16 protein-coding genes are annotated in these 16,207 nt (G+C 61.7%); 3 read left to right on the forward strand and 13 right to left on the reverse strand.

What is annotated here, in order from left to right; all coding sequences use genetic code 11:
• The first annotated feature begins 22 nt into the window (after nt 1–22).
• Nucleotides 23–1,402 (forward strand): class II fumarate hydratase, encoded by a 1,380-nt coding sequence (gene fumC / locus AC2A04_RS02680; RefSeq protein WP_484210769.1) that lies wholly within the window; start codon nt 23–25, stop codon nt 1,400–1,402.
• Here the strand turns inward: fumC and ligD are convergent.
• Together ligD and ku are read right to left on the reverse strand one after the other, a co-directional pair.
• Complete coding sequence (gene ligD / locus AC2A04_RS02685) at nt 1,399–3,912, reverse strand: DNA ligase D (protein WP_484210770.1); 2,514 nt, start codon at nt 3,910–3,912, stop codon at nt 1,399–1,401. The two genes, fumC and ligD, sit on opposite strands and share 4 nt — an antisense overlap.
• A gap of 2 nt (nt 3,913–3,914) precedes the next feature.
• On the reverse strand, nt 3,915–4,763 hold the full coding sequence (ku, locus tag AC2A04_RS02690) for a non-homologous end joining protein Ku (protein ID WP_484210771.1): 849 nt from the start codon (nt 4,761–4,763) through the stop codon (nt 3,915–3,917).
• A gap of 258 nt (nt 4,764–5,021) precedes the next feature.
• Between ku and AC2A04_RS02695 the strand changes: the two genes are divergently transcribed.
• Complete coding sequence (locus AC2A04_RS02695) at nt 5,022–5,432, forward strand: hypothetical protein (RefSeq protein WP_484210772.1); 411 nt, start codon at nt 5,022–5,024, stop codon at nt 5,430–5,432.
• Nucleotides 5,433–5,435: 3 nt separating this feature from the next.
• On the opposite strand, the gene AC2A04_RS02700 is transcribed toward AC2A04_RS02695, so the two are convergent.
• The 11 genes from AC2A04_RS02700 to AC2A04_RS02750 all read right to left on the reverse strand — a co-directional run bounded on the left by AC2A04_RS02700 (nt 5,436) and on the right by AC2A04_RS02750 (nt 14,909).
• A complete protein-coding gene (locus tag AC2A04_RS02700; RefSeq protein WP_484210773.1) occupies nt 5,436–6,497 on the reverse strand; it encodes a hypothetical protein in 1,062 nt (353 codons plus the stop codon).
• Between the two features lies 1 nt (nt 6,498).
• Nucleotides 6,499–8,997 (reverse strand): fimbria/pilus outer membrane usher protein, encoded by a 2,499-nt coding sequence (locus AC2A04_RS02705; protein WP_484210774.1) that lies wholly within the window; start codon nt 8,995–8,997, stop codon nt 6,499–6,501.
• 43 nt (nt 8,998–9,040) lie between these two features.
• Nucleotides 9,041–9,790: a fimbria/pilus periplasmic chaperone gene (locus AC2A04_RS02710; protein WP_484210775.1), complete on the reverse strand. Its 750-nt coding sequence runs from the start codon at nt 9,788–9,790 to the stop codon at nt 9,041–9,043.
• A gap of 29 nt (nt 9,791–9,819) precedes the next feature.
• On the reverse strand, nt 9,820–10,383 hold the full coding sequence (locus AC2A04_RS02715) for a hypothetical protein (protein ID WP_484210776.1): 564 nt from the start codon (nt 10,381–10,383) through the stop codon (nt 9,820–9,822).
• A complete protein-coding gene (locus tag AC2A04_RS02720) occupies nt 10,383–10,868 on the reverse strand; it encodes a hypothetical protein (RefSeq protein ID WP_484210777.1) in 486 nt (161 codons plus the stop codon). Before AC2A04_RS02720 ends, AC2A04_RS02715 begins: the two co-directional genes overlap by 1 nt.
• Nucleotides 10,869–10,996: 128 nt before the next feature.
• Complete coding sequence (locus AC2A04_RS02725; protein ID WP_484210778.1) at nt 10,997–11,512, reverse strand: hypothetical protein; 516 nt, start codon at nt 11,510–11,512, stop codon at nt 10,997–10,999.
• Between the two features lie 45 nt (nt 11,513–11,557).
• The gene (locus AC2A04_RS02730; protein WP_484210779.1) at nt 11,558–12,148 is read right to left on the reverse strand and encodes a hypothetical protein; all 591 of its coding nucleotides are present in this window, start codon (nt 12,146–12,148) and stop codon (nt 11,558–11,560) included.
• Between the two features lie 56 nt (nt 12,149–12,204).
• The gene (locus AC2A04_RS02735) at nt 12,205–12,732 is read right to left on the reverse strand and encodes a hypothetical protein (protein WP_484210780.1); all 528 of its coding nucleotides are present in this window, start codon (nt 12,730–12,732) and stop codon (nt 12,205–12,207) included.
• 23 nt (nt 12,733–12,755) lie between these two features.
• Nucleotides 12,756–13,355: a hypothetical protein gene (locus AC2A04_RS02740; protein WP_484210781.1), complete on the reverse strand. Its 600-nt coding sequence runs from the start codon at nt 13,353–13,355 to the stop codon at nt 12,756–12,758.
• 81 nt (nt 13,356–13,436) lie between these two features.
• Nucleotides 13,437–14,018, reverse strand: coding sequence for a hypothetical protein (locus AC2A04_RS02745; RefSeq protein ID WP_484210782.1), 582 nt, complete (start codon nt 14,016–14,018; stop codon nt 13,437–13,439).
• A gap of 435 nt (nt 14,019–14,453) precedes the next feature.
• A complete protein-coding gene (locus AC2A04_RS02750; RefSeq protein ID WP_484210783.1) occupies nt 14,454–14,909 on the reverse strand; it encodes an Lrp/AsnC family transcriptional regulator in 456 nt (151 codons plus the stop codon).
• 141 nt (nt 14,910–15,050) lie between these two features.
• On the opposite strand from AC2A04_RS02750, the gene ald reads away from it, so the two are divergent.
• Nucleotides 15,051–16,166 (forward strand): alanine dehydrogenase, encoded by a 1,116-nt coding sequence (gene ald / locus AC2A04_RS02755; protein WP_484210784.1) that lies wholly within the window; start codon nt 15,051–15,053, stop codon nt 16,164–16,166.
• Nucleotides 16,167–16,207: the final 41 nt, after the last annotated feature.

The raw sequence follows: 16,207 nt of genomic DNA on the forward strand, positions 1-16,207 counted from the left end.
CCCAAAGGCGGCAGGAGGCCCCATGAAGTACCGCACAGAATCCGATAGCCTCGGCACCGTGCACGTGCCTGCCGGCGCCTATTGGGGCGCGCAGACGCAGCGCAGCATCGAAAATTTCCCGTTCGGTCCGACCGAGGCAATGCCGCTCGGTATCGTTCGAGCATTGGCTTTGATCAAGCAGGCGGCAGCTACGGTGAACCGCAAGCATGGTCTGGACAGCTCGATTGCCGAGGCAATTGGCGAGGCCGCCAGAGAGGTGTGCGAAGGCAAGCTCGACGACCAGTTCCCCCTTGTGATCTGGCAGACCGGAAGCGGTACCCAATCGAATATGAACGTGAACGAGGTGGTCGCAGGACGCGCGAACGAAATCCTGACGGGCGCGCGCGGAGGCAAGTCTCCGGTTCACCCCAATGACCACGTCAACATGGGTCAATCGTCGAATGACACCTTTCCTACCGCGCTGCACATCGCCGCGGTAGAAGCGCTGAACGACACCCTGCTGCCGGCGCTGGGCCGTCTGCGCGGCGCTCTGGCGGGGGCGGCGCTGGCGTGGTCGGACATCGTCAAGATCGGACGCACGCATCTGCAGGACGCGACGCCGCTCACGCTCGGTCAGGAGTTTTCGGGCTACGCACAGCAATTGAGCGACGCGACCGAACGTCTGAAGGATGCGGAGCGTCATCTTCTGCGTCTGGCTCAGGGCGGGACGGCGGTCGGCACGGGCCTCAATGCGCCCGAGGGTTTCGCGGAAGATATCGCCGCCCAGATCGCGCAGTTCACCGGTCACAGCTTCGTCACCGCACCCAACAAGTTCGAGGCGCTGGCCTCGAACGATGCGCTGGTCCAGTTCTCGGCGACGCTGGCGACGCTGGCTGTGACGCTCACCAAGATTGCAAACGATACCCGGCTGCTCGGCTCGGGGCCGCGTTCAGGACTTGGAGAACTGGATCTGCCCGCCAACGAGCCCGGCAGTTCGATCATGCCGGGCAAGGTCAACCCGACCCAGGCCGAGATGTTGACGATGGTGGCCGCGCAGGTCATCGGCAACCATCAGGCTGTCACCATCGGCGGGCTGCAGGGACATCTCGAACTCAATGTATTCAAGCCAATGATCGGCGCGGCAGTGCTGCGTTCGGTGCATCTCTTGTCGGTTGGAATGGCGAGTTTCGCCACGCGGTGCATCGAAGGCATCGAACCGAACCGCAAGCGTATCGCCGAGCTTGTCGAACGCTCGCTCATGCTGGTCACCGCTCTCGCGCCGGAAATCGGGTACGACGGCGCAGCGAAGATCGCCAAGCATGCGCATGAGCATGATACAAGCCTGCGTGAGGCGGCGCTGGCGTTGGGCCTTGTCGACGAAGCAACATTCGATCGCCTCGTGCGACCGCAAGACATTGTCTAGAATTCCGGCAAGGCTTGGGCTGCCACGCCCCAGCCGGCCAGCGCTTTGCCAGAAGCGCGTTTCAGCAAATCTTCCGCGTCTGCAATAGAAAAGGGGTGGGCACTGTCAAAGCCTTCGAGCTCATCCCAGGTGATCGGCACCGCCACCGGCGCCCCTTCGCGCGCTCGGGCGGAGTAGGGCATCACCGCGGTGCTGCCACGCTGGTTGCGGAGCCAATCAATGAATATGCGGCCCTTGCGCTTGGCCTTGCTCATCGTCGCTACAAATCGTTCAGGCTCCGCAAGGCTCATCGCCTTGGCGAAGCGCTCGGCGAAGTCGGCATGTTCGGCCCAAGTGTGATCTGGGCGCAGAGGAACGACCACGTGAACGCCCTTGCCGCCTGACAGCATGGCGAAGCTGACAAGGCCGAGGTCGGAAAGACGGTCGCGGATGTCCTTTGCCGCGCGTTTGACGTCGGCAAAATCGAGCGCTTCGTCGGGGTCGAGGTCGATGACCATCCGATCAGGTGCTTCGACGTCGTCAACTCGGGCACACCATCCGTGGAATTCGATCGTGCCCATCTGGACGCAGGTCAGGATACCGGCAGCGTCAGTGACATAAAGGTAATCCTCGGTTGTCCCGTCCTTCTCGCGGATCGGGACCTGGCCGACATGGTCGCCGAACGATCCGCTGTCATGCTTCTGGAAGAAACATTGCTTCGCACGCCCTTGCGGGCAGCGAACCAGACTGATCGGCCGGTTTGCCGTGAACGGCAGCATCGCAGGCGCGATCGCCGAGTAGTAATCCGCGAGGTTGCCCTTCGTCTGGCCGGTCTCAGGGAAGATGACGCGATTGCGATTGCTGATCGCGACAGCCTCGGGCGCGTCGGCGAGATGGACCGCACGCTCGGGCACGATCTCCGATGCCTTCTTGTCTTCCCGCAAGCCGACAAAGCTGCCATGGCGCACACGCCCTTCGCCCGTGAACTCGGCAAAGGCAATTTCCGCAACGAGCTTCGGTTTGAGCCACGTAACGCCGCGCGCATCAGGCTTGGGAACGTCCACAGGTGCCTTGGCGGTCTCAAGCTTGGCGAAGCGTGCGGCAAGATCGTCGAGCAATTTGCCGTCAAATCCCGTTCCGACTTTTCCCTTGTAGACCAGCGCACCGCCTTCATTCTGCGCGAGGAGCACCGAGGCGAACGGACGCGCGCGCGCCGACGACCTGGTGTGTCCGACGATCACGAATTCCTGGCGAAGAATGCACTTCACCTTGAGCCAGTTCTGCGTCCGTTTTCCGACGTAGGCAGCGTCAGCGCGCTTGCAGATGATGCCTTCCTGTCCCGCGCCGCATAGTGCGCCGAGCAGTTTTTCCCCGCCACCGATGATGTGTTGTGCCACATGTATCGGGGCCGGTGCCCCTGCAAGAAGCGCAGAAAGCCTTTGCTTGCGCTCGATATTGGTCAAGGGGCGCAAGTCCTCGCCCTCCTGTTCGAGCAGGTCGAAGGCGTGAAACGACAGCGCGTCGCTTTCAGCCTGTTCGCCATGACCGCGCTTGAGGACGGTCTGCAGGCGGGAGAAATCGGGATTGCCGTCGCTGTCGGCCGCGACGATCTCGCCGTCGATCAGGCAAGCTGGCAGGTCAAGCTTCGCCATGTGGCGGACTAGCGGCGCGAATTTTTCGGTCCAGTCGAGCCCGCTGCGCGTGAACACACGCACCTCCCGACCTCGCGCCGCGATCAGGGCACGATAACCGTCGAACTTGATTTCGTGCAGCCACTGGCTCCCGGCGGGAACGTCATCGACAAGTGTCGCAAGCTGCAATGGCTTGAATTCCGGCAGCGGGGCGTTGGCCCGCGCCTTCGGACGCGCTTTCTTTGCATTGTGCCGGGCTGCGGAACTCATCTCCTGCGCAAACGACGCGCCGTTCTTGCCTTTCAGGGAGTGCGAGCCCTGCTTGTCTGCGGCGATCTCAGCCATCGTGCGGTCAGTCAGGACGCTGGTCAGCGCGCGTTCGACCAGCCCTGCGCCAGGACTTGCGAACTCGTCATCGATCTTGCGAAGCAGCCAATTGACGCGCTTCTCGTTGCCACGAGGCTTGAGGCGGATGAGCAGCCATTCGCCTTTCATTCGCTCGCCATCGAGCCTGAAATGCAGATGCCCCTTTTCGAGGTCCGTCGCGCTCTTGCCGGGTACAGGCTCCCAGGTTCCGCGATCCCACAGCATGACGGTGCCGCCGCCGTATTCGCCTTCGGGTATCGTGCCTTCGAATTCGGCATATTCGAGAGGATGGTCCTCGGTCTGCACGGCGAGGCGCTTGTCCTCGGGATCAAGGCTCGGCCCGCGCGTCACGGCCCAGCTTTTGAGCACGCCATCGACCTCGATCCGGAAATCCCAGTGCAGCCGCGTCGCATCATGCTTCTGGACAATGAAAAGATTGCCTTTGGCGCTCGACTTGCGCTTGCCCGCAGGTTCTGCAGTGCGCTTGAAGTCGCGCTTGGCGTTATAGGCGGATAACGGATCGTTGACCGCCACTGTCAGGCCCTCCGCCGCGTCTTGGCAGCAGCGCGCTTCCTGGGCGCACCTTCAGCTTTGTCGTCATCGCCCAGCGATTTCTTGAGAGCGGCCATCAGATCGATGACATTGCCGCCCTTGGGTGCTTCATCGGCGTCAGGATCTTCGACAATGCGCTTGCCTTTGGCCTTGACCTTCTTCTCGATCAGGGCTTCGAGCGCGTCGACATAGCGATCATGGAACTTGTCGGGCTCGAACTTGGCGGTCTTCTTTTCGATCAGCGTTGCCGCAAGGTCGAGCAGTTCGGGGTCGGCATCGCGCGCGGGGATGTCGCGAAACCAGTTCTGGGCACGCTGCACTTCATCGGCATAGCGCAACACCTCCATGATCAGGCCACGACCGCAGGGCTTCAGCGATACGAGTTGTTCGCGCCCGCGCACCGACAGCTGGCCCAACCCGACCTTGCGGGTTTGCCGAAGTGCTTCGCGCAGGACAATGTAGGCATCCTCGGCAAGATCGTCCGCCGGGACGACGAAGTAGGGCTTTTCGTAATAGAGCACGTCGATCTCGTCCGCCCCCACGAACTGGACAAGCTCCAGCGTCTTGCGGCTCTCGATCTTGACGGACTCGATCTCCTCGTCGTCAAGAAGGACGTAGTTGCCCTTCGAAACTTCATAGCCCTTTACGATCTCTTCGGGATCGACTGCGCCGATGCCGGGAGCCGTCTTTTCATAACGGATGCGCTTGCCGCTTGGCTCGTGGATCTGGTGAAAACTGATTGCCGCCGCGCTGCGTGTTGCCGGGTAGACTTCCACCGGGATCGAGACCAGCGCGAGGCGAAGCTGTCCCTGCCAGAATGCGCGCGCGGCCATTGTCATAGATCCTTTGTCCGGTGCACCGCCTGGTGCTGCCGCAAGGGTCTATGCGCGACGTCCTCGCAGGTTCCCGCCTGCACGGTTGGCCGACGCGGCTAAAGCCACTCTACGTGTTCATACTAAGCGATGTTATCCCTGAAAAACCGCAGAATACCGTAGTTCCTTCCATTTCGCCGCTGCACGTTAACCAGTTGGGAAAACCTGCTGTTGGGGAACCGGCATGCACAGTTCGGACATCCTAACGGAGTTCGGCCAATGAAATCCATCACTACGCTTTTCTACATTGCAGGGGCGGCAATGCTCATATCCGGCGGAGCGGTTTCCGCTTCCGATGTGATGTCCTCTCTGCGCATCCATGGCACGGTACCCGTGGTGTGTCGCGTCACGATCGAAAACGGCGCTAGCGGGACTGTTTCGGCCAGCCAGGCCCGCGGCACGTTGCGCGAATTCTGCAATAATGGCGCAGGCTACCGCGTCGTGGCCAGCTATTCACCGCAGCTCGCTTCTGGTCGGCTCATCATCGATGGTCAGGTCCTGAATCTTGGAACATCGGGTGAAGTGGTTGTCAGCGATAGCAATCACGCAGCATCGGCAACCCGATCTATCCAGATCGAAAGCAATGGCTCGAAGGGTGGCTCGATCCGATTCCGCATTGAGCCGCGCTGAGCGTCAGAGTGCGATATTGCCGCAGTCCACGGGTGCGGACGTACCGACGGCCAGAGGGGTGACCGTGACGATGAGGTACTCGGAATAACTGGGCGACACCGCCTTGTTCGAGCCTCCATCGATCAGGGTCCCCTGAAGGGGCAATCGGTCTTCCACACTATCGCCCACCCCGGCGCGCGCGCAGGTCTGCGTGATCGCGCTGGTGGCTGTGGCAGAGCGCGTCTGTCCGAGAAATTTGAGTGAATAGCGAATGCGCTGCAAAGGGTCGGTCGTCGCGCTCGCTCCGGGAGTGAGCGTGAAGGGGTTGGCGTCGGTTGAATCGACGGCAAGGGAAACCGAATAGGGCCCCGAACTTTGCACCCGGACATAGTTCGACGTCGAGGTCTTGATAGCGGATGCCTGAGCGTCCGAAATTTGCGCCAGTTCGCCAAAATCGAGGGCTGTGCCGACAAAGCTGGCACGCAACGCGCTGCGCACTTCGATGTTGGCTGTAATCGCTCCGGGAACCGTCCCGGTTTCACTGAACTGGCCACCCCCGCCCGTGCCGGCACAGCTGTAGACGATATCGAACGAAAGCTGTGTGCCCGCGGTGAGGTTAAGGTTCTGTGGCAGGGTGATCGAGGCGCTGACCGTAAAAGTGTCAGACTGGGCATTGTTGCCCGAAAACTCCCAGCGAAAGACCCCAGCGGGCGGGCTGCTCGAGTTGTTGAGAGGCGACGGACCCGTCGATCCGTAATTGAAAAACAGATTCTGGTTGTAGCCGGTGCCGCTGCCCGAGCCGCTGCCACTGCTGAAGACGATGGTCGAACCGTTCTGGGCCGGGCTCTGCCCCTGAATGAAGAAGTTGATCGACGACGTCTTCTCGCCATTTGCGCCATTTACTCGCGAGAGTACGAGATTGGTGACGTTTACGGTCGTCGCGGCGGGATTGAACGGATCGTAGACCGTGGTCGTATTGCCCCCGCTGACTGTCGTCAGACCGCAACGCGCAGCTTGGGCTGCCCCCGGAGCGAGGATTGCGACGCATGCTGCGACAAATGCACCAAGGCCGAGCACAGGCTTCATTTCAGCGGCTTCCCTCTTTCGGCTTGATCTCGCCAAGCCTGACGATTCCAGTGGACTGCGACGGAATATCAATGACGTAGATCGATCTCGCCGGATCGAGCATTTCGATCCTCCATTTGCCGGCGGCGAGGCCGGTGATGCCAAAGCGTCCCTGACGGTTGGTGAAGACGGTTTGGGCGGAACGATCGGGATGCGCCAGTTCGGTGGCGGTGCCGGTCACCAGCGAAACGGGCTCACCGTCGATGTTCACCAGCGTGCCGAGTGCGGTAACGTTGTAGTCCGACCCTACCGTGACGAGATATCCGCTGCGATACTTGGGGAAAACCCGGAACGTTCCTTGTCCGATGTCTGTGCCGACCGGAGCGTTCTTGACGTCGAGCGGTACGGTACGTTCGGAGTAGGACGGAAGGCTCGGCATCGTGGCCGTCCGCAGCGCCCCGGTGTTGGCCGCGTCGCCAAACGGCGACGCGTCAACAATCACGTCGGCCTTCCCGAGGCTCTTGTGCGGTTTGACAATCGCGAAGCTGTCATAGATCGGGCGCCCCACCGAAACGGCACCACCAGCAAGGGCCAGCGATGTGCCGAGGCGGAACGTGCTGCGCTGGTTCAGGCTTTCGCCAAACCCGCGTGTGTAGGTGCCGAAATGACTGAAACCGAGCTCGCCGCGATTGGCAAAGTAGTTGGCGTTCATGCTGACGCCTGCGCCATTGTCCGAGCGTTCGACGTCGGCGGTCACGTTGTAGCTTCCCACACCGCTGCCATTGAGCGTCTGGTAGGATGAGCGGAAGCGATTGTCGCGCGAGTCAAACTCGGAACGGATGGTCGAATAGCGACCGAGGCGGACGATCAGCGAGATGAAACCGCTCACATCCCTGCCGAGCGAATCCTGCTGGAAGCGCGTTTCGGCATTGAGCGTAGCGCGGTCCGAAAGGCGCCAGCCCGCGCTGATGCGGTAGTTGTGCACATCGCGACGACCATTGCGGCCTTTCGAGAAGCGCGCGTCCACGCCCCCATAAAGGCTTGTCGTGAAGGAGTGCGTATAGCCCCCACCGATTTCGAACCGATAGGGGTTGTCGGGCAGGAAGAAGCTGACGGGCGCAAAGCGACGGCTCCGGCGCTCAAAAAACAGATTGAAGGTATCTCCAAGTCCGCTTGGCCGCTGGATCAGACGCTGGAACGTTGCGTTGAACGCATGCCCTGAGCCAATGCCATCAACCTTGCTGACCGAAAGGTTTGCGCCAAGCGTACCGATTGGCGTCCCGAACACTGCCTCAAACCCGCCCATGCGACTGCGCGCGTCTGCCTGGACATTGGCTCCGAGCGTCACGGCGTCCGAAAGTCCCCGGCGATAGTAACCGGAGACGATCCAGTCGTTCGAATAGCTAGGTCCGCGCAGGCCCAGCGGTGCCTTCACCCCGGCATAGAGCCCGAATTCGCTCAGGCCTTTGCCAAGTTGCGTCTGATCGACGAAGATGTTGAACCGCACTACCTCCGATCGGCCAGCATCATCAAGAATGTTGAGGCGGATGTCGTTCGCGCCCTGCGCAAAGGGAAAGTCGCGAAGGTTGTAATTGCCTGGCGCCAGTTGAAGGCGGCGCACCTGCTGGCCGTTGACCACGACCTCGACCGTCGACGCGCGATCAAGGCGGAAGGCACGGTCGCCGCGTGGGCGTACGATCTGCTGCGGGTTGAGCGTGCCGTAGGATCGAAACAGCGAGATTCCGGCCATATCGGGTGCTGATTGAAATCCGCGCGCCTGCGTTTCAAGGTCGCCCGCCGAAATCCGCACGAGGTGTTTCATGTCATCGAACACAAGGCGGCTGCCGAGACGCTGGAAATCTGCACCAAAGCCGCCCGGCTGCCAGATGGCATCACTCTCCGCGACAACAGGCCCCATCCGCATCGCGCCGTCGAGCAGCATGACGGGCGATTGCAGCCCGGTAGCAGCGCCATCCTCGATCAGATCGAGCGACCCTCGCATATTGATGTAGGCGCTGAAATTCGCCGGGCGAGCGAGTTCGCCGATCTGCGAGCGGTCAAGCGTCGAAACCGAGACGCTGCGCGACGCACGGCGTTCAGTAGGGATCTGAAACTGCAGTTCGAGCGTGCGCGGATCGTAGCCGACGACAATCCCGGCTGGCGCAAAGTCTTCAGGCCCGATCTGCGCGCGTCCGCCGAACGCTGTGCGAAGGCTTTCAAGAACATCTGGAGCCAGTGTTGACGAGAGAACCTGGATCGCGCGCGTCGCGGGAAAAGTCAGGCGATCATCCGGATCGATCTGCAACGGGATATCGCCAAGGAACGTGCCACCGTCCTTGGCGGGAACGGTCAGCACCACGACGCGGCCCGTCGGATTCAGCTTTTGCGTGCGAAAGGCCGGTGCCGGAAGTTGCTGGCCGCTACCTGCAGCCGAAGCAGCGGCCAAAGCTACGCCATCGCTGGCCAACCCCGGACTCGCAGCGAGCGCGCAATCGATCGACCCGCGACCGATGATCAACATGCTCGCGCCCAGCGCACATACCCGCTTTGCCCCGGACCTCATATCATCTCTCCGGGCTGACGCTCGCCTCGACCGTGCCATCGGCCGCAGGCAGTTCCAATGGCACCGTGACCTTGCGGGACTGGTTGCCGCCGACGAGGCCAAAGCCCATTGTCTGTTGAATCTCCGGGCCCGACAGCGTGCGGCGGAACAGTTCCTTCCCGGCAGCGTCGCGCTCGACCAAACGCAGCTTGCTGGCGCTCAGGTACCCGTGAACCGGCGAGCCGTTCGCAACCGTCAGCACGGCAACCGGCTTTCCCTGTCCATCCTTTCCAACTTCAGCCGATGTCACCTCGATCAACGGCTTCACACCGACTGGTGCAACGCTGGCAAGAACCTGAAAATTGTAGAGTATCTGGATCGCCGACTGACCTTCGGGCAACTTCACCGGCAACTGCGCAACGGTGATGTAATAGTGCTTGCTGCTCGCCAGTGCGGGATCGCCCACATACTGCACGCGAAAAGACTGGGTCTGGCCCGGCTCGATCATCGCTTGGGGAGGAAAGACCAGCAGGTCCCCGGCATCCTTCCCAGTGGCCACGACGCCGGTGTCGGTGAGCGCCAGGTCCTGAACCGTGAGTTCGACCGGCAGAGGATTGGCAAAGGTGTTCTCGACCGTGACAACCTGAGACATTTCGCGTCCCGAGGTCTTCAGGTCGATCACCACAGGCTGGACCGTCATCGCAGAAAGAGGGCTGCTGCAGACGCCGACAATGGCCGACGCCGCTAGCAGGATTGAATGCAATGGCTTCATGGAAAGCCTCCTTGTCGGCGCAGCGCGACTCAACTGGCCGGCTGCAACTGGATCACGATGGAATCGTCGTATTCGCCCGCGACAAGGGGCGTTCCGCCTGAAGGCGTGGCAATGCGCAGCAAGAGGTCTCCGGTCGCGCCATTACCGACCGCAAGCGCCAGTGGACCGACGTTGCTGGCCTGGTCTCGCGTATTGCCGGCCCACACCAGTCTGAGCGCATAGGGGAGATACTCGGCAAAGCCGTTGCCCGATCCACTCGTGGTGCCGAGACGGCGCAACCCGCCCCGCCCGGAAATGGCGGACACGCTGTGTGACGAATTGCATGTCGCGCCGATCACCAGTTCCGTCGTTGCAGCGCGCGGCTCGGCCGTGTCCGGATCGACCAGCCGGGTGATCGTGACCGTCCCGCCCGACGAACCATTGGCCTGGAACGAGGAGTTGCTTGTGACCAACGCACGCGCTGACTTGATGACACAGGCAGGCGGCGCCGTAGCGCTCAGTTCCAGCGCCTGCGACGCCCGATCCGCGTCTTGCGCGGCCAGCGGCTGCGCAAAAATCATGGCCGCAGGGGCGCAAAGGAGTGCGCAGCGCATCAGCGTGGCTCCAGATAGATGCGCAAGGTATCGCCGTAGGCCCCTGCAAGTACCGGTGCATTGGTGCCGACATTCGACGCGCCCGCAGCGATGGCGAGTTTCAGCGTCAGCGTGCCAGAAGCAGCCTGATCGAGCGTGATCAGCCGAGTTCTGCTGCTGCGAACGAGCGCATCGGTTTGCAGTCGCCCGGACCGATCGGACCAGGTAACGCTGGCATCGTAGGGCAACGCAGTCGCGAAGCCGGATGCCACGATGACAGTGCGCCCGTCGGTTGGCCACAGCCCGTTGTTTTCAGACTCTATGCGTATCTGGTGCGGATAGTTGCAGACCGCATCAAAGGACACAGTGGCGCTTGCGGCGCGGGCGGCAAGTGTCTGGTCGTCGACCAGTTGGGTGACCTGAAGCGTATCTCCGGAAAGCCCATTGAAATTGATCAGCTGACCAGCTTGAAGGTCCCCTTCGCCTACCGTGCAGACCTGTGGCACGGATCCCGTTACGGGTATCGATCGCGAATCAGGGGCAGCCTGGGCAAGGGCGGCCTGAACACAGCCCGCTGCAATTAACGCAGCACTTGCAGCGCGCGCGAACGGGAGAGAAGGAAACATCACCATCTTCAGCTCTCCGGCGTCAAGGTTACAGTGACTTCTCCACGGTAGCCCTCATCGGCAATCATCCGCAGCGCCGAACCGCCAGAAGTGGCAAAGTCCGAAAGGCTGACGGTGATCGCGCCACTGAAGGCCGTGTCACGTGTTTGCAGCGCCGCGGCATTCGTTGCGTTGGCAGTGCCGAAAACGGCGGGTGCTTCCGTCCAGCCCGATGCTGTCGCTACATAATCGACGCTTCTTGAAAAACCGCTGGGTGTGGGCCCAGCGAAGTTCTGAGCGGCAAGCGGCGTCGCGGCGATCGCGATAGTGCTGCGTGACGAGCAGAAGCTTCCGCTCAACACCTGGACCGGCGCGCTCAGATCAGACCTGAGCAGTCCGGTCGAAGTGTTGGTCAGCACACCGAGATCGAAGATACCGCCCGTTTCCGATACCGATCCGCCGACGCAGATGGAAGGGACCGTGCCAACTACAGCGAACTCCTTGGTATCCGACACAGATTGAGCGTTTGCCGTAATGGGCAGCAACGCCAATCCGGCAAGGCTCGCAAGACTGATGCGCATCATGGCCCGTCACTCCGAAATCGGCACGGGGCCGAGCGTGACGGTCACCTGACCGGTGTATCCTCCGGCAATGAGCAAAGCGTTGCCCGGGACACTATAGGCCGCAAGCTGCAGATCGATATCCGCGAGCCGGGGATCGGCTTGCGTGCCGCCTAAGGCGAAGCTTTCGCCATCGCTGCCATCTGCGGCCGCGTTCGTCGTGGCGGAGGCAACGGCATCGCCCCATCCCGAGGCCGTTGCGGCATAGTTTACGGCGTTGGCAAATCCGGCCGGCGGCGTGCCGGCAGCATCGCCGACCAAGGCGTTCGCCGTCACCGAGACGACCGAGCCCGCAAAGTTGCAGAAGCTCGATGGCAAAGTGACGGTCTGCGCTGGCAGTGCGGAAATGCGGCCGACGTTAGCACCCGATGTCTGTGCCATCTGGCCCAGATCCACGACCGACCGCGAAGGTTCGCCCAGAATGCAAAGCCGGGCAACCCGGCCGTTCACAGCAACCTGAGCGCTATCCTGGTCCGAGGGCCCGTCCGCAGCCGCGGCGACCGTCGGGGCGAGCAGCAGAAGTGTCAGAGCCGATGCTGCAAGATGTTTGAGTGACTTCATGGAAGTTCTCCGAAATGGGCAGCCTCTCGCAAGCGCGTGGCCAGGCGGGCGGTAGGTCAGAAGTTGGGAGCGAGCGTGACGAGCACCTGGCCCGAATAGTCCCCGGCGACGAGGAGCTTTCCGGCAGCCGATGCACTGGCCAGCGTTACGACCACATCGCCCGCGAACATGCCGACGCTCTCTTCGCTGCCTGCGACCGTATCGATGGTGGTGTCGCTGGCCGTGGCGCCATTTGCGTCTGCCGTGGCTAGAAAATCGATGCGGTTGGTGAACGCTGCATCGTTGGCCGCAGCCGTGTTGAGCAGCGGCAGCGCCTCGACCTTCATCGTCGCTGCCGCGTGGTTGCACCATCCGCCGAGCGTTGCGGACTGGTTATCGACTTTCGCGGTGTCCAGCCGCCCTGCCAAGCCGTCCGCGCCGGAAAGCGCTAGTTCTCCCAGACTGATCGTTTCGTTCGGTACGGTGAAGAGGCAACGCCCCTCCACCGATCCTGTCAAATCAACCGTGCCGGTCGCCGATTGGCCGAGCGCGGGTGTGGACAATGCTGCCATGAGCATTGCTCCGACGAAGCCTTGCGTTCTCATGTCGGGCCTTTCCAATGGCTTGCTCAAGCGACGGGAGCGACGTGGACTGTAATCGTGGACGAGTAGTCACCTGCCACGAGCAAGTTGGTGCTCGCCCCCTTTGTGGCAAAGCCATAGGCGCGAACGGTGACATTGTTTCCGCTTGCTGCAAGACGGCCGACCGTCTTCGTAGCCGACGCGTTCGACGCTGCGGCGGTGGCATATGTGACCTTGTCAGTGGTGCCACCGGCAAGCGCGACCTCCATTTCGGCCGTGTAGTTGATCTCGTTCGCGTAGCCGGAGGCTGGTGCCGTCCCGCGATCGCCGAAAGCCAGCGTGTCAGCGGCAACATCGATGTTGACGGTCGCCGAAGTGCAGACGACCCGCGTGGTGATCGGCGTGCCTCCCGATGCGGCGCTCGTCGTACCCTCGAGCCCGGACTTCAGCGTGCCGTCATCCTCGTCGAGCTGACCCAGGCCAATCGTTCCTGCAAATGACTGTACCGCAGCGCCACCGGCTGCGACCACCGCACAACGTCCCTGCACATTACCGGTGACATTGACCTGCCCGGTCACATTCTGCGCCATGGCCGGTGAGGCGATGACAGCAACGAGCGCAGCTGAAACCAGAAGAAGCTTGTTCATCCTCAATTCCTTTCCAATTTTTCGCCGGATTTTTTCGGCATGCACTTCGAATGGCCGGCATCGCCGGGGCCGGAAAAAGCATCAGATCGCGGCGGAGACCGTGACCGTCAGCGTGTCGGAATAGGTGCCCTGGACCAGCACGCCGGGCCCGGTGTAGGCCGCCGCGCTCACTTCGAGATATGAGCCCGACAGGCTCTTCGAACTGGGCGCGATGCGCAGTCCTTGCGTCTGTGTGGCCGGACCAATGAACGAGCACGGGCTGCTCGTGCCCGTCGCAAGGGTGGCGACGGCGCACTGTCCGCTGGCATTCGCACCACCTTCGCCTGCCAGATTGAGCCTGACGTTATAGGGAGCGATACCCAGGTAGCCCTGCTCTGTCGGTTGTGCGGGCGTGCGCAGGCCTCCATTGAGCGAGGTGACCGCAACACGGGCCGCGCCATTGCAATCAAGTACGAATGGGAACTGGTTGGTCCAGCCGAACTGATCGATCTGGCCTGCGTCGAAACTTCCCGACGGTGCCCCGTTAAGCGCGAACGTACAGCGGCCACCGACAGAAGCGATGACCGGGATTGGGGGCAGTTGGCGGCTCCCGCCCACATAGGCGGTGGGACCGGCAATCGTGGACTGCGCTGAAGCGGATTCGGCCTGAAGGCCTAGCGTCACCAATGACGCGCAGCATAATAGGCGATGCAAAAACATGCGAACACCCCACTGACCGTAACCGGCCCCGAGGACGCGTCGCCGCAATTTGCGAACCCCGATAAACAAGGGCGCACATCATCAACCGAAATTCGCCTGAAAACTGCAAGATTCAATCCCGCAGTGCGTTCAAGCCGAATGCCCGGTGACAAGTATTACAAGCAATGCGTCAAAAATGGTTAATCTGTTGGAAACCTTTTAGACCACTATCTGAAGATTGGGTGAATCGTGTTAGGTTGGAAACGGACTAAACATCCGACTGATACATCGGAACCGGACGTTTAGTCGGCCAGAGCCGAGCCAATGCTTGAGCGTGGGCCATCCGGACGCATCTGGCTGATCTTGTCAGCGCAGCGGCCCTCCTGACAGTCAAGCGACGGCTGATCTCATCAGCCCACCTTAACGGACCGGGTACCCTCTCATCTGTTTGATGCGGCGAAGAGAAAAGCTTGAGCGCATCGCCGAGACACCCGGCAGACGCGCGAGGCAATCGCGGTGGATGCGGTCATACTGCTCAAGGTCGCGCGCGGCCACGCGCAGAAGGTAGTCACCCGACCCGGACATCAGATGGCACTCGAGAATGTCGTCGAAATCGCCAACGGCCTGCTCGAAGCGATCCATCGATTCCCGGGTCTGGCTGGTCAACGTGATCTCCACAAAGACTTCGACTGTCAGGCCGAGCTTTCGCGGCGCGAGCCTTGCACCATAGCCCGCGATGACGCCCGACTGTTCGAGTGCCTTGATCCGCCGATGGCAGGCAGAGGGGGAGAGCGCTACCTTCTCGGCAAGTTCAGCGATCGAAAGCGCTGAGTCGGACTGGATCGCTTCAAGCAGGGCTAGATCGGCACGATCCATGGAAGATTTCCCGACTTTTTAAATAATATCGGGAAATATCACCACGGCGATGGGCGGCAAAGGGCAAAATAGGCAAATATTGGCAACTATGCCGGGATATTCTCGTCCCAACGAAAGTTGTCCCAGTTCAGGAGCATCGCCATGCGCGTCGGAACCGTCCGTGAAATCAAGAACCACGAATATCGCGTTGGCCTGACGCCGGAAAGCGCGCGCGAACTTGTCGCTCACGGGCATGAAGTCTGGGTGGAAACAGGTGCGGGTAACGGGATCGGCGCAAGCGATGCCGATTATGGTGCCGCCGGCGCTATGATCCAGCCAGACGCCCGGACCGTGTTCGATGGCTGCGAGATGATCGTGAAGGTCAAGGAGCCGCAGGCAGTCGAGCGGGCCATGCTGCGCAAGGGCCAGATTCTTTATACCTACCTGCATCTGGCGCCCGACCCTGAGCAGACTGCCGATCTGGTGAAATCGGGTGTTACTGCCATTGCCTATGAAACCGTCACCGGCGCGGGCAATGCTCTGCCCCTGCTCAAGCCGATGAGCCAGGTCGCAGGTCGCATGGCTATTCAGGCGGGTGCCACTGCCCTTGAAAAGGCGCATGGCGGGCGCGGCGTCCTGCTGGGCGGCGTGCCTGGCGTTCTTCCGGGCAAGGTCGTCGTGATCGGTGGCGGTGTGGTTGGCGTCAATGCAGCGCAGATGGCGGTCGGTCTTGGCGCGGATGTCACCATTCTCGATCGCGACCCGGACGTGCTCGAACGCCTCGATAATCACTTCGAAGGTCGCGCGCGCACGCTCTATTCGGGCAAGGCTGCCCTGGCGAGCCTCGTCGCGGAAGCCGACCTCGTAATCGGCGCGGTGCTGATCCCGGGCGCGGCAGCTCCCAAGCTGGTTACGCGCGACATGCTGTCCACGATGAAGGCTGGCGCCGTGCTTGTGGATGTTGCGATCGATCAGGGTGGCTGCTTTGAAACCAGCCACGCCACGACCCACGCCGAACCGACCTATGTTGTCGATGGTGTGGTGCATTACTGCGTTGCCAACATGCCCGGTGCGGTGGCGCGCACCAGCACTTACGCGCTCAACAACGTGACCCTGCCCCACGCCCTGCGCATTGCGGACAAGGGCTGGAAGAACGCGCTGCTGGCCGACAGGAACCTCGCCGCCGGCCTTAATGTGCACGAAGGCAAAGTCACCTACGAGGCCGTCGCACGCGAACTCGGCTACGACTACGTGCCAGTCGCCGACATCCTCGCCTGAACGGTACAGGTGCTGAAAAAAGGCCCGGTCGGATGTTCCGG

Source organism: Novosphingobium sp. HNCC26DJ243, assembly GCF_057180545.1.